19 protein-coding genes are annotated in these 22625 nt (G+C 74.5%); 5 read left to right on the top strand and 14 right to left on the bottom strand.

All coding sequences use genetic code 11. The features are described from left to right. Nucleotides 1–75 precede the first annotated feature (75 nt). From ACH4TG_RS29670 to ACH4TG_RS29660, 3 genes are all read right to left on the bottom strand, one after another. Nucleotides 76–315 (bottom strand): hypothetical protein, encoded by a 240-nt coding sequence (locus ACH4TG_RS29670; RefSeq protein ID WP_398245633.1) that lies wholly within the window; start codon nt 313–315, stop codon nt 76–78. After that, nucleotides 312–3833: a DNA polymerase III subunit alpha gene (locus ACH4TG_RS29665; RefSeq protein WP_398245631.1), complete on the bottom strand. Its 3522-nt coding sequence runs from the start codon at nt 3831–3833 to the stop codon at nt 312–314. The genes ACH4TG_RS29670 and ACH4TG_RS29665 overlap by 4 nt, the downstream gene beginning before the upstream one ends. A gap of 222 nt (nt 3834–4055) precedes the next feature. Then, nucleotides 4056–4496, bottom strand: a complete 441-nt coding sequence (locus tag ACH4TG_RS29660) for a VOC family protein (RefSeq protein ID WP_398245630.1) — start codon at nt 4494–4496, stop codon at nt 4056–4058. 253 nt (nt 4497–4749) lie between these two features. On the opposite strand from ACH4TG_RS29660, the gene ACH4TG_RS29655 reads away from it, so the two are divergent. Then, the gene (locus ACH4TG_RS29655; protein ID WP_398245629.1) at nt 4750–5298 is read left to right on the top strand and encodes a 2'-5' RNA ligase family protein; all 549 of its coding nucleotides are present in this window, start codon (nt 4750–4752) and stop codon (nt 5296–5298) included. Here ACH4TG_RS29655 and ACH4TG_RS29650 read toward each other — a convergent pair. Further along, complete coding sequence (locus ACH4TG_RS29650; protein WP_398245628.1) at nt 5197–6627, bottom strand: MFS transporter; 1431 nt, start codon at nt 6625–6627, stop codon at nt 5197–5199. The two genes, ACH4TG_RS29655 and ACH4TG_RS29650, sit on opposite strands and share 102 nt — an antisense overlap. A 290-nt stretch (nt 6628–6917) precedes the next feature. On the opposite strand from ACH4TG_RS29650, the gene ACH4TG_RS29645 reads away from it, so the two are divergent. After that, the gene (locus ACH4TG_RS29645) at nt 6918–7457 is read left to right on the top strand and encodes an ArsR/SmtB family transcription factor (protein ID WP_398245627.1); all 540 of its coding nucleotides are present in this window, start codon (nt 6918–6920) and stop codon (nt 7455–7457) included. Between the two features lie 156 nt (nt 7458–7613). Then, nucleotides 7614–8081: a PPOX class F420-dependent oxidoreductase gene (locus tag ACH4TG_RS29640; RefSeq protein ID WP_398245626.1), complete on the top strand. Its 468-nt coding sequence runs from the start codon at nt 7614–7616 to the stop codon at nt 8079–8081. A gap of 37 nt (nt 8082–8118) precedes the next feature. On the opposite strand, the gene ACH4TG_RS29635 is transcribed toward ACH4TG_RS29640, so the two are convergent. The 5 genes from ACH4TG_RS29635 to ACH4TG_RS29615 form a co-directional block, all read right to left on the bottom strand. Further along, nucleotides 8119–9075: a helix-turn-helix transcriptional regulator gene (locus tag ACH4TG_RS29635; RefSeq protein WP_398245625.1), complete on the bottom strand. Its 957-nt coding sequence runs from the start codon at nt 9073–9075 to the stop codon at nt 8119–8121. Nucleotides 9076–9233: 158 nt separating this feature from the next. Further along, on the bottom strand, nt 9234–10082 hold the full coding sequence (locus ACH4TG_RS29630) for a S1 family peptidase (RefSeq protein ID WP_398245760.1): 849 nt from the start codon (nt 10080–10082) through the stop codon (nt 9234–9236). A 428-nt stretch (nt 10083–10510) separates the two neighbouring features. After that, a complete protein-coding gene (locus tag ACH4TG_RS29625; protein ID WP_398245624.1) occupies nt 10511–11263 on the bottom strand; it encodes a DUF1684 domain-containing protein in 753 nt (250 codons plus the stop codon). Continuing rightward, the gene (locus ACH4TG_RS29620) at nt 11263–12492 is read right to left on the bottom strand and encodes an FMNH2-dependent monooxygenase (protein ID WP_398245623.1); all 1230 of its coding nucleotides are present in this window, start codon (nt 12490–12492) and stop codon (nt 11263–11265) included. Before ACH4TG_RS29620 ends, ACH4TG_RS29625 begins: the two co-directional genes overlap by 1 nt. Before the next feature lie 435 nt (nt 12493–12927). After that, nucleotides 12928–14178, bottom strand: coding sequence for a DUF5685 family protein (locus ACH4TG_RS29615; protein ID WP_398245622.1), 1251 nt, complete (start codon nt 14176–14178; stop codon nt 12928–12930). A 693-nt stretch (nt 14179–14871) separates the two neighbouring features. Between ACH4TG_RS29615 and ACH4TG_RS29610 the strand changes: the two genes are divergently transcribed. Next, on the top strand, nt 14872–15315 hold the full coding sequence (locus tag ACH4TG_RS29610) for a cell division protein SepF (protein WP_398245621.1): 444 nt from the start codon (nt 14872–14874) through the stop codon (nt 15313–15315). Nucleotides 15316–15354: 39 nt separating this feature from the next. Here ACH4TG_RS29610 and ACH4TG_RS29605 read toward each other — a convergent pair whose 3' ends face one another. Both ACH4TG_RS29605 and ACH4TG_RS29600 read right to left on the bottom strand, forming a co-directional pair. After that, nucleotides 15355–16551, bottom strand: a complete 1197-nt coding sequence (locus ACH4TG_RS29605; RefSeq protein WP_398245620.1) for an acyl-CoA dehydrogenase family protein — start codon at nt 16549–16551, stop codon at nt 15355–15357. A 90-nt stretch (nt 16552–16641) separates the two neighbouring features. Beyond that, nucleotides 16642–18246 (bottom strand): MFS transporter, encoded by a 1605-nt coding sequence (locus tag ACH4TG_RS29600; protein WP_398245619.1) that lies wholly within the window; start codon nt 18244–18246, stop codon nt 16642–16644. 349 nt (nt 18247–18595) lie between these two features. Between ACH4TG_RS29600 and ACH4TG_RS29595 the strand changes: the two genes are divergently transcribed. Then, nucleotides 18596–19594, top strand: coding sequence for a phosphatase PAP2 family protein (locus ACH4TG_RS29595; protein ID WP_398245618.1), 999 nt, complete (start codon nt 18596–18598; stop codon nt 19592–19594). 134 nt (nt 19595–19728) lie between these two features. On the opposite strand, the gene ACH4TG_RS29590 is transcribed toward ACH4TG_RS29595, so the two are convergent. The 3 genes from ACH4TG_RS29590 to ACH4TG_RS29580 form a co-directional block, all read right to left on the bottom strand. Beyond that, nucleotides 19729–19947 (bottom strand): proteinase inhibitor I78, encoded by a 219-nt coding sequence (locus ACH4TG_RS29590; protein WP_398245617.1) that lies wholly within the window; start codon nt 19945–19947, stop codon nt 19729–19731. 105 nt (nt 19948–20052) lie between these two features. After that, nucleotides 20053–21336: a glycosyltransferase family 4 protein gene (locus ACH4TG_RS29585; RefSeq protein WP_398245616.1), complete on the bottom strand. Its 1284-nt coding sequence runs from the start codon at nt 21334–21336 to the stop codon at nt 20053–20055. Nucleotides 21337–21522: 186 nt separating this feature from the next. Continuing rightward, nucleotides 21523–22524, bottom strand: a complete 1002-nt coding sequence (locus ACH4TG_RS29580) for a transglycosylase family protein (RefSeq protein ID WP_398245615.1) — start codon at nt 22522–22524, stop codon at nt 21523–21525. Between the last annotated feature and the right edge of the window lie 101 nt (nt 22525–22625).

Genomic DNA, 22625 nt, shown 5'->3' with positions numbered 1-22625 from the left:
GACGCAGCACGCCCTGTGATCCGGATCACGCTTGCTGGGCTCATGACAAGTTACGCACGGGTAGGAAGGAGCTGACTAGCTACGGGTGAGTAAAAAGTCGTGGCGGCTCGCCGGCGGGGAGGGCGCGGCGCCCATGCCCTGACGGGAATTGTCGATCGCCGCCGCGCATCGCACGACCTGGTCCGAAGTGACCTGCCCGGCAAGGAGTTTCAGATGATCGAGATCGCCCCGCAGCACCTGGCCGACCGCTGCACGGCCCGATGGACGCTGCCGGCTGGCACCTGGACGGGGATGACGGCCGTGCTCGTTGCTCACCCCGCGCTTCCCGGGCTGGAGTGCCAGAGCTTGCGGCCGGTGGCGGCGGTGTCGCCCGCGGGCCGCAGATCCGCCCAGGGGTGCATCTCGTAGCCGGTGGACAGATGGATCCGACGGTGGTCGGCGGGGTGGAGTGCCCCGTCCTCCCCGTCCTCCCCGGCGTCGCCGCCAGCGCCGCCAGGGTTCTCGGCGAGCCGCTCGGCGACGGCCTCCAGGCCCCCGGTGCGGCGGAGTTCGACGAGTTCGGCGAGGTTCCATGCGGCGGCCCCGACCACGCTGAGGCTCTGCGGCCCGCGCCGCTGGACCACGCCCCGCACCAGCAGCAGGAAGGAGTGGAAGACGGTGTGGGCGCACGCCTTGTGGCTGTCCTCGAAGAAGGCGCAGTCCACCAGACCGGTGCCGTCGTCGAGCGTGGTGAAGATGACGCGCCGGCCGGACCGCACCGGCGGGGTCTGGGTGGCGCCCTTGGCGCCGGCGACCAGCACCGTCTGCCCGTGCCGTATCCCCCGCAGGGACTTGGCGGGAACGGCCCCCAACTCCGCCAGGAAGGAGTGGTGGTCGTGCATCAGGTGGCGGGAGGCGTCCATGCCCAGGACGCCCAGCTCGGCGCCGAGTCGCTCGCTCTCGTCCATGTCGGGCAGGCCCGCGGGCACGGCCGGGTCCTCGTCCCCGCCGATCGGGAGCTGGCCCTCGTGGGCGCCCTCGGCCCGCCCCTGCCGGTGGAGTTCGGCGATCTGCAGCAGCAGGTCGCGGCGGTTGCCGCCGAGGCAGTCCAGTGCCCCGACCCGGGCCAGCCGCTCGGCGACCGGGCGCCCCGGGCGGGCCCGCTGCCACAGGTCCTGCAGCGAGGCGTACGGCCGCCCGGCCACCAGCCGCGCGGTCTCGGCCTCGCTGATGCCGTGCACGTCCGCGAGCCCCAGCCGCACCCCCCATCTGCCCGAAGCCAGTTCGACCCGGTAGTCCGCGTCGGACCTGTTCACGTCCAGCGGCAGCACCGGCACCCCGCGCCGCCGGGCGTCGGCGAGCAGCAGCCGCTTGGGGTACATGCCCGGGTCGTGGGTGAGTACCCCGGCGTAGAAGGCGGCCGGGCGGTGGGCCTTGAGCCAGGCCGACTGGTAGGTGGGCACCGCGAAGGCGACGGCGTGGGCCTTGCAGAAGCCGTAGCTGCCGAAGGCGCTGAGGATCTCCGAGGTGCGGCGGATCTCCTCGGCGGAGTACCCGCGGGCCCGCGCGGCGGTGCCGAACCCGGCCATCACCCGGCCCTGGCGGTCCGGGTCGGACAGGGCGCGGCGCTGCTCGTCGGCCGCCGCGAGGCCGCACCCGGTCATCTCGTGGAGGATCCTGATCACCTGCTCGTGGAAGACCACCACGCCGTGGGTCTCGCGCAGCACCTTCTCCAGGTCCTGGTGCGGGTACCGCGCCGGGGCGCGGCCGTGCCGGGCCTCGATGAACGGCCCCACCATGTCGGCGGCGACCGGCCCCGGCCGGAAGAGCGAGATGTCGACCACCAGGTCGTGGAAGGTGGCGGGCTCCAGCCGGCCGACGAGGTCGCGCTGCCCGGGCGACTCGATCTGGAAGCAGCCGAGCGTCTCGGCCGAGCGGATCAGCCCGTACGTGGTCTGGTCGCCCGGCGGCACGTGGCGCGGGTCGTCCAGGTCGACCCGCTCGCCGGTGGCGCGTGCGATCTCGTCGACCGCATACGCCATCGCGGACTGCATCCGCACGCCCAGGACGTCGAGTTTGAGCAGTTTGAGGTCCTCGACGTCCTCCTTGTCGAACTGCGACATGGGGAAGCCCTCGCCACCGGTCGGCATCACCGGGGTGCGGTCCAGCAGCGTCGCGTCGGACAGCAGGACGCCGCACGGGTGCATGGCGATCCCGCGCGGCAGCCCGTCCAGCGCCTCGACCAGCTCCCACAGCCGCCCGTGGTCCTCGCCGGACACCGCGCGCAGTTCGGGGAGTTCGGCCAGCGCGGCGCGCGCATCCTTGGCCCGGATGTGCGGGAACGACTTGGCGAGCCGGTCGACGGCCCTGGGGTCCATGCCGAGCGCCGCGCCCACGTCCCGTACCGCGTGCCGGACCCGGTAGGTCTCGGGCATGGCCACGGTGGCGACCCGCTCCGCCCCGAACCGCGCGAAGATCGCCCGGTAGACGTCGATCCGCCGGGCGGACTCCACGTCGATGTCGATGTCGGGCAGTTCGGTGCGGCGGACGGACAGGAAGCGCTCCATGAGCAGGCCGTGTTCGACGGGGTCCGCGGACGCGATGCCCAGCAGGTGGTTGACCAGCGAGCCGGCGCCGGAGCCGCGGGCGGCCACCCGTACCCGCATCGTCCGCACGTCGTCGACGACCTGGCCGACGGTGAGGAAGTACGGGGCGAAGCGCAGCTGCCGGACGACCCGCAGCTCCTCCTCAAGCCGCTGCCAGTAGCGGGGCCTGCGGTCGTAGCCCCTGCGGACCATGCCGGCGGTGCAGCGCGCCTGCAGGATCCGGTCGGCGGTACGGCCGCTGCCGTCCAGGAGCGCGGACTCGGGGAAGTGCGGGCGGCCGATGCCCAGGTCGTCCCGCGGGTCCACCGCGCAGGCCGCGGCGGTCTCCTCGGTCGCCCGCAGCAGCCGGTGGGCGCCGGCCCGCCCCTGTCCCGCGGACTCGGCGATCCGCTCGGCCAGCCGGGCCATGTCGGCGGCGCCCTTGAGCCAGCGCTCGCCGCTGTCCAGCCGCTCGGGCCGCCGGGTGTCGACGGGCACCAGCCGGCGGGCGGCGTCGAGGATGTCGGCGATCTCGCCGCGGTCCGGGTCGGGGTAGCGCACCGCGTTGCTGAGCACCGCGGTCACCCCCTGGTCGGCCGCGAAGCCCAGGGTCCTGGCGGCCAGGCGCAGCGATCCGGGCCCGGTGCCCTGCCGGTCGTGGCAGACGACCTCCAGCCGCAGCGCGTCGCCGTAGACCTCCCGCCAGGGGGCGATCAGCCGGGCCGCCCGGTCCGGCCGGCCGGCGGCCAGCGCGCGGCCCACCTCGGAGTCCGGCCCGAGCAGCGCGAACAGGCCGCGGTCGGCCAGGTCGTCCGGGTCCAGCCGGGGGCCGGGGCCGCCGGCCGGCCGCGCGGGGCCGGCCGGGTGGCCGGCGGGCCCGTGGCCCGGCGTGGCGCGGTGGGCGGCCGAGACCATCCTGCACAGCGCCGCCCAGCCCTCCCCGTTCCTGGCGAGGAACACGGCGCGCGGCGCGCTCTCGTCGACGAAGGCACCGCCGCGCACCGGGGTGCGGCGGCGGTCGGCGGCCCGCTGCCCGGCCTCGCCGTAGCCGGGGACGGCGAGCCCGGCGCCGAAGATCGGCCGCACCCCGGCCTTCGCGCATGCCTTGGCGAAGCGCACCACTCCGGCGACGGTGTCCCGGTCGGTCAGTGCCAGCGCGTCCATGCCGCGTTCCGCCGCGCGCTCCGCCAGGTCCGCGGCGTGCCCGGCGCCGTACCGGAGGGAGAATCCCGATACCGCGTGGAGGTGGGTGAAGCCGCCACCGCCCATCCGCGCCTCCCGCCGCACTCACCCCCGGTACAACCATGCCCCTCCCCCGCCCCCACCATAGACCAGATGTCGAACATGTGTACGATCCGCAGGAGGCGGCGCCGCGCACGCCGGACCTGCGGCGATGCGACGGGCGAGGGGTTGCCGAGGACGCGGCACGGGCGCGGGCGGTGAACCGGCGGGGCGGTGTTCTCCCGCTCCGCGCGGGCGAGTCGTGCGGCGTCAGCCGAGCTCTTCGACCAGCCCGATGATGACGCCCTCGGGGCCCCGTACGTAGCAGTACCGGCAGTAGTGCTCGTACTGCGCCACCTCGCCGACGAGTTCGGCGCCCTGGGCGCGCAGGCCGTCGAGGACGTCGTCGACGGCGTCCACGACGAACGTGAGGCGGGGGATGCCCAAGGTGTTCGCCGGCGCGTCCTTCGGTTCGGCGCTGATCGCCTTCGGCGTGTGGATCGTCGACAGCTCGACCCGGCTGTGGCCGTCCGGCGTCCGCATCACGGCGATGTCCGCCCGGACGCCGTCCAGCCCGAGGAGCTGGTCGACCCATGCGCCCTCGACGGCGGTTTCGCCCTCCAGCTCCAGGCCGAGCGCGAGAAAGAACGCGATGGCGGCAGCCAGGTCCTCGACCACGAAGCCGGTGTGGTCCATCCGGTGGACGGTCATGGTTTCCTCCCACATGGCACGGCCCCTCGTGGCCGCTCGTGTCCCTGGGACGTAGCCGGCGCCACGTTCTCGACACCCGGCCCGGCGACAGCCACCGCGACCCGGCTCGGTCAGCAGACTATGTCGGCCCTGACCCCGTGGCAGCTCTCGATCGCTCGCGCGCGGCGCCGGGCAACGCGAAGACCCGGCGGCCCCGGCGCCCCCGCGGGGTGGCGGATGGCGCGGCCCCGCCGGGCGCGGCACGATACGGGGCATGGGCGACGGGGCGGGACCGCGCTGGGCGGCGGGCGGAACGGCGCTGGTGATCACGGTTCCCGAGGCGGATCCGCTGGTGGGCCGGGTGCGCCGGACGTACCAGCCGGAGGACCGCGGCGCGGCGCCGGCCCATGTCACGGTGCTCTACCCCTTCCTGCCCGCGGCGCGGATCGACGCGGAGGTGCTGGCGGCGCTGCGCGAACTCTTCGTCGCGCACCAGCCGTTCGCCCTGGACTTCGCCGCGTTCGGCCGCTTCCCCGGCCTGCTGTGGCTCGCCCCCGAACCCCAGGCGCCGCTGCGGGCACTGACCGCCGCCGTGGCCGCCCGCTGGCCCGAAGTCCCGCCGTACGAGGGCGCGTTCGGCGACCCTGCACCCCATCTGTCGGTCGCCGGCAGCCGGGCCGAGGAGGCGTACGACGCGGTGGCGCGGGAGTTCGCCGCGGGTCTACCCCTGCGCACCCGCGTCGCGGGGGTCCACCTGGTGGTCAGCGACGGTGCCCGCTGGCACCTCCGGGAGACCTTCGCGCTGGGCGCCGCGGGCGTCTGAGCCGTCCGGCCCGGCCGGGGCGCCGAGCGCCGGCGCGTCGCCGGGGGCGGGTGCGTCGTCGCGGGCGGGCGCGTCGCGGAGTGCGGCCGCGTCCTCAAGGACCGGCGCGTCGGCGAGCGCTGCGGAGCCGCCGAGCGCGGCCGCCTCCCCGGGCACGGCTCGGGCCCGCAGCAGGAGCCAGGCGGCGACCGGGCCGGCGACGCCCACGGCGACGAGTTGCAGCCGGTAGTCGGCGAGCGCGACCAGACCGGCTCCGAGGGCGGCGGCCAGGGCGTTGGGCGCGAACACCACCGTGCCGGCCGCGGCGGACGCGCGGCCGACCATCTCCTGCGGGGTGCGCTGCTGGACGGCGGTGAACACGGCCACGATCACCCACGGCAGCCCGACGCCGATCGCGAGCGTCCCGGCGAGGACCACGGGTAGCTCGGGAACGGCCCGCACCGCCGCCCCGGTGGTGAACAGCAGCAGCCCCACGGCGGCGAAGGCGCGCTCCCCCAGCCGCCGCATGGCGGCGCCGGCCACGATCCCGGCCGCGATCGAGCCGCCGCCCTGCACCGCGTAGAGCACGCCGACGAAGGCCGGCGCCCGGTGCAGCCCCGCGTCGTTCATCTGGTAGATCGCGGCGCTGCTGATGCCCGACAGCAGCATCGCCACGGCGCCCGCGGCGACCAGCCGCCGCAGCAGCGGCTCCCGGCGCAGGTGCCGCAGGCCCTCCGCGGTCTGCTCGCGCCAGCCGGACTCCGCTGGGGCGGGCCGCGGTTCGCGGACCCGGAGCGACGCGAAGGCCAGCGCCGCGAGGACGAAGGTGGCGGCGTCGAGCAGGGCGACCGCCCCGCCGCCGAACCGCACGAACAGGCCGGCGCCGGCGAGCGGGGCGACCAGCTTCATCGCCTCGTTGACGGTCATCCGCAGGCCGTTGAAGTCACCGCGCAGCGCCGGGGGGACGGCGGCGACCACCAGCCCCGCCTCGGCCGCGTCGGTCAGCACGGTCGCGGCCCCGATCACCGCGAGGACGGCGAAGAGCAGCCAGATGTCCCTGCTCGCGTGCACCAGGAGGAGTACCGGGAGCAGGACCGCGAGCACCACGTTGACCCCGACCAGGAGCGGCTTGCGGCGGACCCTGTCGGCGAACGCCCCCAGGACGGGGCCGGCCAGCACCGGCGCCCACATGCAGACGGTCACCGCCGCGGCCAGGCTGCTGGATCCGGTGATCGTCTTCACCCAGACGCCCGCGACCAGCATCATCGCCGAGTCCCCGAACCCGGAGACCAGCACCCCGCCCAGATACGTCCCCGCCACCCGGTCCGCCAGGACCCTCCGCACCGTCATGACCTCCAAGCTATTGCTAGGGGGTTGATCTGGCAATGCCCGCCCCGGGCAGGGCGCGGGCAGGGATGCGGGCGGGCGGGGATGCGGGTGCACGGGCGCGGCCGGAGCCGCGGGCACGGGCGTAGGCGCGGCGCGGGCCGCCGGGCGGCGGGCACGGGCGCAGGCGCAGGCGCGGATCGCCGGCCGGCGGGCACGGGCGCAGGCGCAGGCGCGGGCCGCCGGCCGGCGGGCACGGGCGCGGACGCAGGCGCGGATCGCCGGCCGGGGCGGTGGGGCGGTGTAATGGGGGCATGACGGCGACCGATCCCTTGCTGCGCGCGCTGGCCCACCCGGTGCGGCTGCGCATGGTGTCCCTGGTCTGGAACGCGCCGCTGTCGGCCGCCGAACTCGCCCGTGAGCTCGGCATCTCGCACGCCCTGGCCAGCCAGCACCTGCGCCGGCTGGACGAGGTCGGAGTCGTCGAACTCGCGGAGGTACGGGCCAACCGGGGCGGCCGGGAGCGGCGCTACCGCGCCGTCCACGGCTCCCCGCTGTCCGACCAGCGGCAGGCGGCCGCCGCCCCGCTGCTCGCCGAGGCGCTGGCGCACAACCTGCGGGAACGCGCGGCCCGCCGCGCCCCCGACGCCGAAGGGGTCACCACGGACGCGGAGTTGTGGGTGACCCCCGAGGCGTGGGCCGACTTCCGCGGCAGGCTCGCCGCGCTCATGGCGGACCTGCACGACGCCGCGAGGCCCCCGCACACCCCCGGCACGACGGGCATCGGCGTGACGGCGATGGTGTTTCCGCTGCGCGAGGACGGCCCGCAGGCCGCCGATGCACCGAACGGGTGAACCTGGCGGGCGGGGCCCGCGGAGTGGAACAACCGTACGAAGCGCCACGTTGGCCTGGATGAGCGAGGACGTCCACGACGACGTCCGGAGGAGAAACCAGCAAGCCTGAGGAGCACCACCCCCCGCCCAGCCGGCACGAAGACCACCGGAGCGATCATGAGTCAGCCGTCCGCCACCAGCCCGCTGTTCGACCTGCTGCGCGAGCACAGGACAGGAGCGCTCGTCACGCTGAAGAAGGACGGCAGGCCGCAGCTGTCCAACGTGTCGTTCGCGTACGACGAGCCGAGCAGGACCATCCGCATATCGGTGACCGACGACCGCGCCAAGACGCGCAACCTGCGCCGTGATCCGCGCGCCAGCTTCTACGTCACCACGCCCGACATGGGGGCCTATCTCGTCGCCGAGGGCGAGGCCGAACTGACGCCCGCGGCCGCCGATCCGCACGACGCCACCGTGGAGGAGCTGATCGAGGTCTACCGGGCCGTCGCCGGCGAGCACCCGGACTGGGACGAGTACCGGGCCGCGATGGTCGCCGACCGCAGGCTGGTGGTCAGGCTGCGGGTGGACCGCGCGTACGGCTGGGGACGCACGCAGGGCGCCACGAGCGGCACGGTCGAGGACTGAGGCGGCAGGGGCGGGCCGGGGGTCAGGCTGCCTCGCGTCAGCGGCGCTCGGTCGAGCGGGACAGGCGTGCGGCCACGACCCGCAGGTGGTCGACGAGTTCCGGTGGTTCCCTGACCTCGAAATCCACGCCGAGCGTCCCGAGGTACATCGCCAGCGCGTCCAGCGACTCGAAGCCGGTGGTGAGTTCGCAGGAGTCCTCGCCGAGGGCGGTGAGCGTCCCGAAGCCGGACCAGGCGAACCGGCGGACGGTCTCGGCCGAGGCGTGCAGCACCACCGCGGCCTGGTACCGGTAGGCCCGGGAGGTGACCCCCTTGGCGACGTAGGAAGCGGCGTCGTCGGGCAGTTCGCGCGGGGTGAAGCGGGGGCCGGCCGGCGGCTTGGGCTCGATCCGGTCCACCCGGAAGGTCCGCCAGTCGGCGCGGGCGACGTCGTAGGAGAGCAGGTACCAGCGGCGGTTGTGGTGGACCAGCCGGTAGGGCTCGACCTCGCGGCGGCTGGCGGAGCCGGAGTGGTCGAGGTAGTCGAAGCGCAGCCGCTCGTGGTCGCGGCAGGCGGCGCCGATGACGGTCAGCACCTCCTGGCCGACGGCGGAACCGGGTGCCCGCGGTTCCACGGTCACCGCCTGCATGGCCTGGACGCGGTGGCGCAGCCGGGACGGCAGGACCTGTTCGAGCTTGGCCAGCGCGCGGACCGAGGTCTCCTGGATGCCCTCGACGGTGCCGCCCGCACCCGTCCGCAGGCACAGGGCGACGGCCACCGCCTCCTCGTCGTCCAGCAGCAGGGGCGGAAGGGCGGCGCCCGCGCCCAGCCGGTAGCCGCCGGCGGTACCGGGCGAGGCGTGCACGGGGTAGCCGAGGACGCGGAGCCGTTCGACGTCGCGGCGGACGGTGCGCGGGGTGACGTCGAGGCGCTCGGCGAGTTCGGGACCGGGCCAGTCGCGGCGCGACTGGAGGAGGGAGAGCAGACGCAGCAGCCTCGCCGACGTTTCCAGCATGGGCCCAGTCTGGCAGCCGTCGCGGACAGGGGCTGACCGCAAGGGTGGTGGGGGCCGCACGCCGGCGCCCCCGCCGCGCACGGAACGGCAGGGGCGCCGGGTCGGCCGCGGGCCGTCAGCACACGGCCATCAGGAAACGGCGGTCAGTACAGGGCGGGTCAGTACACGCTGACGCCGTAGGCGCTGAGCGCCTCGGTCACCGGCTGGAAGAAGGTCGTGCCGCCGGACGTGCAGTTGCCGCTGCCGCCGGAGGTCAGGCCGATGGCCTTGGTCCCGTCGTAGAGGGAGCCGCCGCTGTCGCCGGGCTCGGCGCAGACGTTGGTCTGGATGAGCCCGGAGACGACCTCGCCGTTGCCGTAGTTCACGGTGGCGTTGAGGCCGGTCACGGTGCCGCTGTGGATGCCGGTGGTGGAGCCGCGGCGGGTGACGTGCTCACCCACGTAGGCGTTGGCCGCGCTGGTGATGTCCTGGCTGCCGACCGTCCCGTCGTGGGCGACGGAGGTGTCGTAGCGGACGATGCCGTAGTCGTTGCCGGGGAAGCTGGTGCCGACCGTGGGGCCGATGTAGCTGCCGCCGCTGGTGTAGTACGCCGGGTAGCCCTGGGTGCAGTGGCCGGCGGTGAGGAAGTAGTAGGTGCTGCCGCTGCGGACGTTGAAGCCGACCGAGCAGCGCCAGCTGCTGGTGAGGATCGGGTCGCCGCCGGAGAGCAGCTTGCTGAAGCTGCCCTGGACGCGGGTGATACGCACCGCGGTGCCGAAGCTCGCGGTGGACTTCTTCAGCTGACCGAGCTGCGAGGCGGTGACCCGGCTGTCGACGCTGAGCTGGAGAGTGTTGGAGCGGGGGTCGACCGCCCAGGCGGAGCCCGCGACATCGGCGGACCTGGCGGCGTCGCCGGCCTTGAGGAGCTGGGCGGTGCTGTGCGCGACCAGACGCGGGGTGGCGCCCGCGGCGCGCACGGCGTCCGCCGCGGCCTGCGTGGTGACGTTCACGACGGTGGTCCTGCTCACCGCGTCGAAGTAGCTGCCCGCCGTACTGGCCGCGCCCAGGCGGGCGGCGACGGACGCGGCGGAGTCGGGGGTGGCCTTGGCCGCGGGGGCGGCCGTAGCGGAAGGCAGGGCGAACGCGGTCGCGGCCAGCAGGCCGGAGGTCACCGCGATCAGGGGTATGCGACGGGACTTCACTCGTTCCTCCTGTGGGGGTGGAGGGTTGACGGTCTGTGTACACGTCGGCGGAGCGCCCGGAACCAGGGCATCACTTGTCGATGTACCGTCAGAATCGCACCGATTAACGAACGCACCATGAGCCTGACAAGTACTCCTGGGAGTATTCAGTTCTCACAGGCAACACACAAGAGGGCCTTTCCGGCCGGTGGTTCGGCGCACGGAAGCGCCCCGGCGGTCCTGGGACCGCCGGGGCGCGGGGTGGTGACGGTGTCTCAGCGGGCGAGAAGCGCGCGCTCCCCCGCCTCCAGTGCGAAGGGCAGGGTGTTGCCGGGCGGCGGGAACGGGCAGATGAACGCGTCCGAGAAGGCGCAGGGCGGCAGTTGGGCCCGGTTGAGGTCCACGGTCACCGTCCCGTCCGCGGCGGGCGCCTCGACGTACAGGAAGCGGAACCGGAAGGTGGTCGTCCCGCTGGTGGCGTCGGCGAGCACCGCCCACAGCCGGCCGTCGTCCTCGACCGCCACCGCGAGGGTGTGCGCCACGCCGTCGACGGTGAAGGCGAGTTCGCCGGCCAGGCCCAGGCCGCGCTCGCGGCCGTCGGCGTTCGGCACCTGCACCGAGCGGGCCGCGGCGAAGGGCGTGAACACACCGGGCACCACCCACCGGGCGTCCCAGGCGAACGCGTCGATCCCGGCGAACGCCGTGCGGGCCGGCGCCTCGGGGTCCCACAGCCGGACGGCGAGCAGCCCCTCCCGGTCGATGGCCAGCAGCTTGCGCCCGTCCGGCAGCAGCAGCGCGCTGCCCTCCGGCTGCAGGGCGGTGGCCGCGCCGTCCAGGTCGCGGACCACGGCGCCGCCCTCCTGCCGCCAGTGGCCGGCGAGCCCGGGGATCACGCCGTCCACCACGTCGTCCAGCCAGTACGTGCCGGCCAGCGCCAGCGGTCCGTGGAGGGCGGAGACGGCCGCCGCGCGGCGCTCCCGCCACTGCTCCCAGCTGGAAACCGCCTGCTCAACTGCTTCTGTGCTCATCATCCAAGCCTTCCATACGCGTCCGGGAGGGTGTCCGGCGGAGCCGGGGGTGCCGGTGGACCCGAGGCCGCGGCGGCCGCCCGGCCCGGCCGGTGCAGCCCGAGGTGCTCGCGCAGGGTCGCCCCGGGGTGGAAGGTGCGGAACAGGCCGCGGTGCTGGAGCAGCGCCACGGTCCCGTTGACGAACCGCTCCAGATCCCGGGCGGGTTCCACCGGACGGACATGGAAGCCGTCCACCGCTCCCGCTCGCTGCCATCGCGCGACGAGGTCCGCGAGGTCGACGGGCCCGCCGCGGAACAGCGGGCCCCCCGCGCCGCCGGCCGCAGGCACGGGTTCGGCGCCGGGCTCCGCGCCCAGCTCGCCGCCGCCGAGGTCGACGGCGAGGTCGGCGAGCACCAGCAGCCGGTCCGGGTCCCGCCCGGCCCGCTCCGCCAGCGCGCGCAGTTCGGCCCGGACGAGCCCGGCAGCGTCCGGCCGGTCGGCGCGGACCAGGGCGATGTCGGCGACTCGGGCCGCGGCCTCGCGGGCGGCGGGCTCGGTGGCGTCGAGGGCGACGACCGGACGGCAGTCCGGCGGGCACGCACCGGAGGCGCGCATGCCCTGCCAGATCCGCACCGCCGCCGCGGCGGCGTCCACGGCCTCGGCCGCGCCGACGGCGGCAGCCCTCCGCGCCGCCCCACCGGCAGCACCGGACTTCCGCCCGGCTCCGGACGGCGCCCGGGTCCCCGCGGCGGCAGCGGCGACTCCGGCAACCCCGGCAACCGCGGTGACCGGCGTGACCGCCCACCCGGCCCGGCCGCGGCTGGCCCGGTCCAGCTCGGCGACCTCCGCCGCCGTGCCGGGACCTCGCCCGGCGGGAACCGCGGCCAGCAGCCCGATCCGGTCGGCTCCGCGCGCGATGCGGGCCAGCACCCCCAACGCGTCGGGCGGACCGGCGCCGGAATCCGCACCCGTACCCGCACCCGCGCCCGCACCGGAACGCGCGCCGGGAGCAGGCTCGCCCCCGCCCAGCGTCACGAAGTCCAGGGCCCCGCGTTCGGCCAGCCGCGCCAGTTGCAGGGAGGTCTCCACCGCGTGCGGCCCGCCGCAGTCGATCGCGGCGCCGAGGTGCAGGGTGCGGGTGGGCGTGGGCCGGTGCGGCGGGGACGGCTGCTCCGGCTGGTGAGGCCGGTGCGGCGGGGACGCGGAAGGGAAGGCCGGGGGAAAGGAGGGATGCGGATCTGCGGGCATGCGAAGGCTCCGTGGCAGACGGAAGATCTGGGCGTGCCTTCACACGGCTGCCGCGTCCCTCAACGCGGCCCGGCCCCAAGGGCCTTGTCATGAGGCTATGCCGACGCCTTCGCAAGCTGTCAAGGTTGTCCGAGGAGTGGACACCGCGTCTCAGCGTGGTTGACGGATGCCCGGCACGGCTGCTGCACTGTCCGCATGCGCAGCTGCCGGCTGGTCACCCGCGGCCACATCGACTTCGGTCGGGTGTGGTCGTCCTCGTGTTGTCGCCGCTGACCGGCCGCTGACCGCCCCGGCCCGCTGCCCGGCGCCCCGCAGGTGCCCCGCACCCGGCGCGCCTCCCCGCCTTCACACCTCCGCGGCCACGCCGCCGCGGACCTTCCCTCAGCGCTTCCCCGGCCCTTCCCTCAGGCCGCAGGCACCGCGACCGAGCACCGCTCAACCGCAGTCGCAGCACTCACAGCACTCACAGCACTCGCAGATCTCGCACCCATCGCAACAGTCGCAGCAGTCCCCGCACTTGCTGCACCACGACTCGCGCCGCTGACCGCTCCACGCGTCGTCGTGCTCGCGGCAGCACACCTGGCACGTGCAGCACAGGCCGGTGTACACGAGGCAGCCGGCGAGCAGGCCGCGCCTGCGCGGCGGCTCGGGCGGCGGCGGGAAGCCGCCCGGCCCGCCCGGCGCATAGGGGTTGCCCGGCCCGGGCGCGTACGGGTTCTGGCCGGGATCGCCCGGCGCGTACGGGCTCTGGCCCGGCCCGTAGGGACTGCCCTGGTTGGAGGCCTCGGCACCGCCCGCACCCGCCACGTGGTGTGCACAGGAGCCCGTGCCGAACGCCCGGTCCACCGAGCGGCCCAGCTCGTGGACGAGCAGCACGTGGGACAGGCGCCCGGACGCGGAGTTCGCGAACTCGACGTCCTTCAGGGCCAGGCGTATGCCGTGCAGCGCATCGTCGCACAGCCGCCGCGCCTCGGGCAGTCCGGTGCCGGTAGCGACGAGCGGGTTCCAGGCACCGGTGCGGATGTCCTCGGCGAGGTCCTCGACCGCGTCGAGGAGGTGGGCGAGCCGGCCGAACAGCCGCCCGGCCTCTTCCAGTGGCGCCTGGTTGGCGGGGCGTCCGGCCAGCACGGCGGTGTGGGCGAACGCCGCCGCGGTGGCGGTCTCGGTCGGCTCGGTGACGGTGAGCAGCGACGTACCCGGTCCTGCGGCCGCCTCCACCGCGGCCTGCCGTCCGACCGCGTCGAGCAGCACCGCGGTGTCGAAGCCGAGGTCGTCGCCGCCGCGGACACCTGCCCTGTCCCAGCGACGCGCGACGTTGCGGGCCGCGGCGGCGACCGGGCGCCGGGCGAACGCCCCGTCCGCGTCCTCGACATGGTCGCGGACCTTCGCCGAGGCGAGGACCAGCGAGACCGTGGCAGCCAGCCGCGCGCCCTCCCCCATGGCCACGGGCGCGGTGCGCATTCCGCGCAGCGGGCAGGGCCCGGCCTTGCGGCGCCGGCTGTCGTCGGGGGCCGTCTGCGCCTCGGTGAGCACGGAGATGACCAGGCCGTCGTAGTTGGTGGCGACCCGGGCGAACTGCCCGTGGGAGTCGCGCAGTGCCAGGCACAGCCCGCACAGGTGGGCCAGCCACGAGGCGGCCATCCCCTCCGACATGCGGTGTCGGCACGGCCTGATGATCCCGAACATTCCCCGCTCCCCGTTTCTTCGCCGCTCCAGGGCCCGCGCCGGGCCGGCCATCCCTGTCTGCGGCGGTACGACTGGTACGACTGTCGTTCATGACCAGGTGATCGCCGGTCATGCTAGCGGCCCAACGCCGTCCCCCGTTCGGAGCATGTCCGCCGGAGCTTCTGACGCACCATCAGCACGCTCGGCACTCCCCGGAGGACGTAGACCCGCGCCTCCCGGGCCCCCGCGGCACCCGCTCGCGTCCCCCCTGCGGCTGAGTCGTCCTACGGAAGTCGCGGTGCCCGCCCGGCGCGCTGTGCGGAGTCCGCTCTGCGCATCCCGGGGCCGTAAGCAGCCGACTCCCGCTGTTCATAAGCCTTCTGACCTTGTGTTCGTCCCAGCGCGCCGCTCCGCCCGGCGGACGGGAGGAGGGCCGATCACGGCCCGTCGGGGCGTCGACACCGGCCGTCACGGGGGTCCTCGGGGACAGGGGCGTACGGCCGTTCGGCTGTGCAAATCACCCGGAAGTGGAGAGCGTTCCCATCGAACCGTCAGCTCGCTTACCCCTGTGGCGGGCTGACGGTACGCCACTATCGTGTGTGCCAGTACCGTCACAAGTCGCTCGCACGGCGGCTATCTGCTTGGCGCATCCCCCACTTTATGGATGACGATAGGACCAGCGGACGGTACGACCGCGTGAGAGAGGAGGCGTCCATGGGTTCGGTTCGACGGGCGAGTGCCTGGCTGGGCCTCGTCGACGACAACGGCGGCGAGGGCTACTACGACGAGGAGTACGCCGACTACGGCCAGGGCTCCGAGCGCGCGGACACGTGGGTGACCGACCCGCGGGTGCGCGTGGCCTCGGAGTCTGCGCAGGAGCAGGGCCGCCGTATCGCCACGGTGACCCCGGACGGGTTCCGGGACGCGCGCGGCATCGGCGAGCTGTTCCGCGAGGGCGTGCCGGTGATCGTCAACCTCACCGGCATGGAGCCGTCCGACGCCAAGCGGGTCGTCGACTTCGCGGCGGGTCTCACCTTCGGCCTGCGCGGCTCGATCGAGCGCGTGGCGACCCGGGTGTTCCTGCTGACCCCGGCCGACTACTCGGTGATGAACGGCGACGTCCACCGCGGCGGCGACGGCTTCTTCAACCAGAACTGACCAGGGCCCTCACCGGACCGAGCGCCCCGCGGCGCCGCCTCACCCGCGGAAGGCGTCGAGTCCGGTGAGCGCCTTGCCCAGCACGAGCTGGTGCATCTCGACCGTGCCCTCATAGGTGAGCACGGACTCCAGGTTGGTCGCGTGCCGCATCACGGGGTACTCCAGCGAGATCCCGTTGGCGCCCAGGATCGTGCGGGCGGTGCGGCAGATCTCGATCGCCTCGCGGACGTTGTTGAGCTTCCCGAAGCTGACCTGCTCGGGCCGCAGCGTGCCGGCGTCCATCCGCTGCCCGAGGTGGTGGGCGAGCAGGATCCCCTTGTGCAGCTCCACGGCCATGTCGGCGAGCTTGGCCTGGGTGAGCTGGAAGCCGGCGATCGGCCGGCCGAACTGCTCGCGCTCCTTCGCGTACTCCAGGGCCGTCTCGAAACAGGCCCTGGCCGCGCCCATCGCTCCCCAGGCGATCCCGTACCGCGCGTGGTTCAGGCAGCTGAGCGGCGCGCCGAGTCCGGTGGCCCCGGGCAGCAGCGCGTCGGCGGGCAGCCGTACGTCGTCGAGCACCAGCTCGCTGGTGACCGAGGCGCGCAGGCTCCACTTGTGGTGGATCTCCGGGGCGGAGAAGCCGGGGGTGTCGGTGGGCACGGCGAAGCCGCGCACGCCCTCCTCGGTCTGCGCCCACACCACCGCCACGCCCGCCACGCTGCCGTTGGTGATCCACATCTTGCGGCCGTTGAGCACCCAGTCGGAGCCTTCGCGCTTGGCCCGGGTCCGCATGCTCGCCGGGTCGGAGCCGTGGTCCGGCTCGGTCAGGCCGAAGCAGCCGATGACCTCACCGGCCGCCATCCGCGGCAGCCACTGCTCGCGCTGCTCCTCCGAGCCGTAGCGGTGCAGCGCGTACATCGCCAGCGACCCCTGCACCGAGACCATCGAGCGGATGCCGGAGTCGGCGGCCTCGAGCTCCAGGCAGGCCAGCCCGTACTGCACGGCGCTGGCCCCGGCGCAGCCGTATCCGGTCAGCGGCATGCCCAGCGCGCCGATCGCGCCCAGCTCGCGGGCGAGTTCCCTGATGACGGGCAGCTCGCCGCGCTCGTACCAGCCGGCGACGTACGGCAGCACGCGGTCCCTGGCCCAGCCGCGGACGGTGTCGCGGACCGCGCGGTCCTCCGGGCTCAGCAGGTCGTCCAGGCCCAGCGGGTCGTGCGCGTCGAACGGCGGCCTGGCGGCGTGGGATGCGGACATGGCGGACCTCCGGCCCGGGAGAACCAGCAGTGGCGGCAGCGCTGCGAAAACTAGCGGTGGTAGTCGACGGCTCGCCGCCGACGTTACGGCTCAGTCTCCCGCGCGTCCAGAGCGGACCGCGGGCTCCGCCGCCCGGCGTGCCGGTCGGGGCAGCGCGGCCGGGGCGGGCGCCGCCTCCGGGGCCGGCGCCGCGGTCTCGGCACGCGGCGCGCACTCCATGATCCGCGGCAGCCGCAGCGCGGCGACCGCGCCGCACGCCAACAGCACGGCGCTGACCAGGAGCGTCAGATGGAGCCCTGAGACGAACGACTGCCGGGCGGCGTGCCGGAGCGCGGCGCCCGGCGGTCCGCCGATCCGGTCGGCGACGGTGTACGCCTCGCCCAGCGAGCGGCCGGCCGAGGCGCGGTCGGCGCCGTCCAGTCCCACCGCGCGGGGCGCGTAGGTGTGGTTCATCACGCTGCCAAGCAGGGCGATGCCCACGCCGGCACCGAGCTGGTACGAGGTCTCGCCGATCGCGGCCGCGCTGCCCGCCCGTTGGGCCGGGGCCTCGTTGAGCATCGACTCGTAAGCCCCGAACAGGGTGGTCTCCAGGCCGAATCCGAGCAGCACGAACGCGGTGGTGAGCAGTCCGGGGCGGTCGCGCTGGCCCATCGCGGTCAGCGACAGCACGGCCAGCGCGGTCAGCACGAAGCCCGCGGAGACCATGCGGCGCGGACCGAACCGGCGCAGCAGCCGGGCGCCGGCCAGCCCCGCGGCCATCGCCGCGAAGGTCAGCGGCAGCAGCCGCAGCCCGGTCTGGAACGGGCTCAGCCCGAGGACCAGTTGCAGGTACTGGACGGCGATCAACTCCAGGCCGACCAGCGCGAGCATGGCGATCACGATGCAGCCGACGGAGGTGGCGAACGCGGCGTTGGCGAACATCCGCAGGTCCACCAGCGGGTGCGGGCGGCGCCGCTGGCGCCGGACGAACCAGACCAGCAGCGCGACGCCGGCCAGCAGCGGAACGCAGGCGGTGGCGTCCAGGGGCCCCGCGCCGCCGCCGAACCGCTTGACGGCGAGGATGCAGCCGAACAGGCCGAACGCGGCGGCCAGCGCGCCCGGCACGTCCCACGGGCCGTCGTCGGTGCCGCGCGACTCCGGCAGCAGGATCCGGCCGAGCGGCAGCATCACCGCCATGAGCGGGATGTTGATGAGGAACACCGAGCCCCACCAGAAGTGCTCCACGAGGAAGCCGCCGAGCACCGGCCCGACCGCGGCGCCCACGGCCGCGACCGCGCTCCATATGCCGATCGCCATCGCCCGCTCCCGCCGGTCGGGGAAGACCTGGCGGAGGATGGACAGCGTGGCGGGCATGATCATCGCGCCGCCGGCGCCGAGCAGCACCCGCGCGGCTATCAGGACGCGCGCGTCGGGGGCGAACGCGGCGAGGGCGGAGGCCGCGCCGAACAGCCCGTACCCCATGAGCAGGACCCGGCGGCGGCCGATCCGGTCGCCCAGGGTCCCGAACAGGATCAGCAGCGAGGCGGCGACCAGCGGGTAGGCGTCCACGATCCACAGCAGGTCCTGGGCGCCGGGCCGCAGGTCCTCGGTGAGCGCGGGCACCGCGACGTGCAGGACGGTCGCGTCGAGGGCCACGATCAGCAGGCTGACGCAGAGGACCACGAGGACGGTCCACCGGCTGACCTGCCGCCTCATAGGCGCTACCTCCACGACCTCCGGGCACGAATGAGACGACAGCGTACGTGAGGTGGCCGCGGACGGCCGTGGCCCCGCTCACGGCACCGGGGCCGCCGATGGGCCGGCGGCGGCCCTTCCCCGCAGGGATACAGGCCGGGAAACCGGGCAGAAAGCCGAGGGAAATAAGCGATAAATAAGAAGACGACAGTGTGAGTATCAACACCCGAACATAAACTCCAGGGGTGACACGCATTCCCGCCAATCGGCCGACTCCAAAGGGGTGGTGAGACGCACTCCACATCACATCGTCATTACAAAGCGGCCGATTCTGCCGATGCATGCCGTCACACGCTGTAACGTCGATTGAGTGCGTACCGATGAGAGGCTCCACCGCACGGAGGAGCGCCCGAGCGCCGGCGGACCGCCGCGGATGAGCCGAACGCGCGTATGGCTGTTCGGTCTCACGCTGGCCGTGTACGTGGCGATCGTGGTGGGCGTTCTGACGACCTCCAAACTGGTGACGCTTGACTGGCAGGTCATGCTCTGGCGCCCCTACAAACAATGGCCGCAGATCCACGCATTTCTGGACTATTTCGTGGTGCTCGGCCAGCGGGGACCCACCGCCGTGATGGTGCTCGCGTGGCTGGGGTGGCGTTCTTGGCGCCACCGCACCCTGCACCCGTTGCTCGTCCTCGGCAGCTCACTGCTGCTGCTCAACATCACCGTGGGCGCGGTGAAGTACGGACTCGGGCGGCTCGGCCCGCACTACGCGACGACCGTCGGCTCCGCCGAGATGTTCGCCGGCGGCGATATATTTCCGTCCGGTCACACCGCGAACGCGGTCGTGACCTGGGGTGTGCTGGCGTACCTGGCCAGGACCCAGCGGGCCCAGCGGATCGGCTCGGTGATCAGCGCGCTGCTGGCGCTCGGTGTCGGCGCGACCACCGTCTACCTCGGTACGCACTGGGTCAGCGACGTCCTGCTGGGCTGGGCCGCCGGACTGCTCATCCTCCTCGCCCTGCCGTGGTTCGAACCGACCATGGCGCGCAGCGAGGAAGCGATCAGCACGGCCTGGGCCCGGCTGCGCGACCGTTCGCGGGTGCCTCTCGGCGTGCCCGCGGTGGGTCCCGCCCTGGCCACGCCACGCGCCGCGGACGAGGACGAGCCGAGCCGGGAGACCGTCGCCGCGGCTTCCGCTTCCGCTTTCACCCCCGCCCCGCACGCGCCCGGCCGTCCCCCCGTCGGACGCCACGAACGCACCCCCCTCACCCCCGGCGGCAGCCGCCGCCCCCCGGTCGACCGCACCGCCCGCCCCACCCCGCCCCTGGTCCACCAGCAAGTCCGCGGCCGCGGCATCGCGGGGTGATCCCCGGCTGAGCCCGGGGTGACCCAGGAGGTCGCCCCGGGCCCCCGGGACCGTTCACCGAACGCACCGCCTCACCCGTTTGCGTAGCGCCCGAGCCGAAGGGCCCGCCGGTGTCCACAGGGAGGCGGGGCCGCTCATCCCATCCAGCAGCGCTGGACGCGGCCGTCGGCGATGGTGAAGTTGAGGCGGCCCACCACGTACTCCATGGTGACCACGGCATCGGGCGGCAGACTGCGGACCGTGGTCCAGCCGCGCTCCCTGGCGCGGCGTTCCGCTTGCTGCTGTTCCATCCCTTGATACGCGTTCAGGTCGTCGGGCGGATTGTCTCCGGGAAAGCTCGCGTGGGGCGCCATACGGCAACCGTAAGCGCGTCCGGCCCGCCGCGCCCCGGTTAATACCGGCCAGTCACCAATTCCGGATGCACACAACTGCCGCACAGGTTCTGCGCGGAATCCGCCTCAGTGGGGGCCGGCGCCCCGGCCCGCCATGCGCTGGGCCTTGCGGGCCGCGGCGCCCGCGGTGTCGGCGGCGGACAGCGCCGCGCCGAGTGTGCGGGCGGCACCGGCGCGCACCCCGGCGCGGGCCCGGTGCGCCGTGCGGCCCCTGGCGTCCAGCAGGTCCTGGAAGAGCTGGAGGTGGCGGTCGGCGATGCGCGCCGGGTCGTAGGCGGTGGACGACGCGTACGCGGCCCGCCCCATGGCCTTGCGCCGTTCGTCGTCGTCGATGAGGGACAGCAGGGCGGCGGCGATGGCGTCGACGTCGCGGGGCGGCACCAGCAGCCCGTTGACGCCGTCCTGCACGATCTCCCGGGGGCCCAGCGGGCAGTCCGTGGAGACGACCGGCAGCCCGACCCGCATCGCCTCCACGAGGGTCATGCCGAACGACTCGGTGGTGGAGGTGACGGCGAGCACCGACGCCTTCGCGAACTCCGGCTCCAGCGGCGTCGCCGCGCCCATCAGGGTCACGTTCTTGCCGACGCCCAGCTTCGCGACGAGCGCGGCCAGGCTGTCCCGCAGCTTGCCGCTGCCGTACAGCCGCAGGCTCCAGTCGGGCCGGGCCGCGGAGACGATCGCGAAGGCGCGGATCAGGTCGTCGTACCGCTTGGCCTCGGCCAGCCGGCCGGCCGCGACCACCACAGGTGCGGTGCAGTCCGAGGGCTGCCCGGTGTAGGGCGGGACGCTGTTGGGGACCGCGGCCACCCGCACCCCGGGCATCCGCCGGCGGTAGACGGCCGCGTCGGCCTCGGTGGTGGTGGTGACGGCGTCCAGGCTCGGGTAGGCGCGGCGCAGCGCGAGCACGAGGCGGGTGGAGTGGGTGTCGAGCGTGAGGTGCTCCTGGGCGACGCGGACCAGGTGCCGCGGGGCCTGCCGGGCCAGGTGGACGTTGAGTCCGGGCCGGGTGCCGACGACCACGTCCGCGTCCAGGCCGGCCAGGCAGTCGCCGATCAGCTCGTCGGTGAGGACGCTGAACGAGGCGTGCCGGCGGTCGGAGGACGGGAAGACCGCGGACGGCTGCGAGCGCCGGGGGTCGTTCCGCACGTTGCCCTCGCTGTCGGGGCGCAGATCGGCCAGCCCGCGCACCCGCACCCGCGGGTCGTACCGGAAGTACGGCTCGTCGCGGTCCCTGACCACGGAGACGATCTGGACGTCGTGGTCCTCGGCGAGCTGGCCCGCCAGGTTGCAGGTGGTGCGGATCGTGCCGCCCAAGCCGTAGGCGTTGGTGATGAGGAAGGCGATGCGCATGCGGTGTCCCGAACCCCCGGCCTGGTGCCCGCACGGCCGTGGACAGGAGTGCCGCGGGCCGGCGGGGTGTCCGCCGACCCTAGCAACTCCCGCACCGCGCGCGGGCGCGAGCCCCGGGGCCGTCGGTTGCCCGGGTGCCTCGGCCCGGGGTTGCGTCGGTCCATGGGTCGCGCCCGCGCGGGTGCGTCAGGGCAGGGTGAGCACGGTGCCGACGGCCAGCTGGTCCGGGTCTCCGCCCACGGCCGCCTGGTTGAGCTGGTAGAGCCGCGACCAGCCGCCGGCGACGTGGTGGCTGCGGGCGATGCCGGACAGCGTCTCCCCGGGGACGACGGTGTGCCGGCCGTCGCCCTGCGGCTGGACCCTGCCGTGCAGGCCGATCCGGCGGGAGCACACCGGCCAGGCGGTCCAGCCCTGGTCGCGCAGCACGGACTGGGCGATGGTGATCTGCTCGACGCGGCTGGCCAGGTCCGCCCTGCGGGCGAACTTCCCGCCGCCGAAGCGCTTCCACGTGGGCTGCCAGAACTGGAGGCCGCCGTAGTAGCCGTTGCCGGAGTTGATGTGCCAGTCGCCGCTGCTCTCGCACTGCGCGATGTCGTCCCAGACCGAGCCGGGGGCGGTGGCGGCCGGTGCGGCGGCGGCCTGCGGGGTGCCGGGCTGGGCCGTGGCCGGCCCGTCGGCGGCGGGGTTCCCCGGTGACGCGGCCGTCGTGTCGCCCGGGGCTTCGCCCGGCGCGGTGGCGGGCGCCTGCGCGGGCGTCGTCGTGGTCTGCTGCGCGGTGGCCTGGCCGCCGAGTTGCTGGGCGGCCGGGGTGCCGGTGCCCGGCATCGTGCCGCCGGTGAGCGTGGCGCCCGTGCTCGCCATGCCGGGAGCGCCTCCCGTCTGCCCGGGGCCGGACAGCGCCGGGCCCTGCGCGGGGCCGGCCAGCGGGGGGCCGGACAGCTGCGTCCCGGACTGCAGGGTGCTGTGGACGGCCGGGCCCGCATGGAGCGGCCCGGCCTGGCTGGATCGCGCAGGGGGCGCGGCGGCTTGGCGTAGAGGAGGCGCCGCGCTCGCCGTCTGCGTGACGAGGGGCCAGAGTGCGCCGGCACCGAGCGCGGCCAGGGCGGTGGCGGCGCGGACGCCGTTGCGGGTGGCGCTGCTCAAGCGCCGCGACGAACGAATCTCACGATATTTGGACAGTTCGATCATCGGGCCACGCTAAGCACAGCCCCACCGCGAATCCCGGCCGACACGACCCCGCGCGTCGCGCACCCCACCCGGGTGGCCGACGCCCCGCGGCGGGGCAATCC

Origin of the sequence: Streptomyces sp. NPDC020917 (assembly GCF_044333795.1) — a bacterium.
Classification (GTDB): Bacteria; Actinomycetota; Actinomycetes; order Streptomycetales; family Streptomycetaceae; genus Actinacidiphila.
This window is presented reverse-complemented; position numbering and strand designations above follow the sequence as displayed.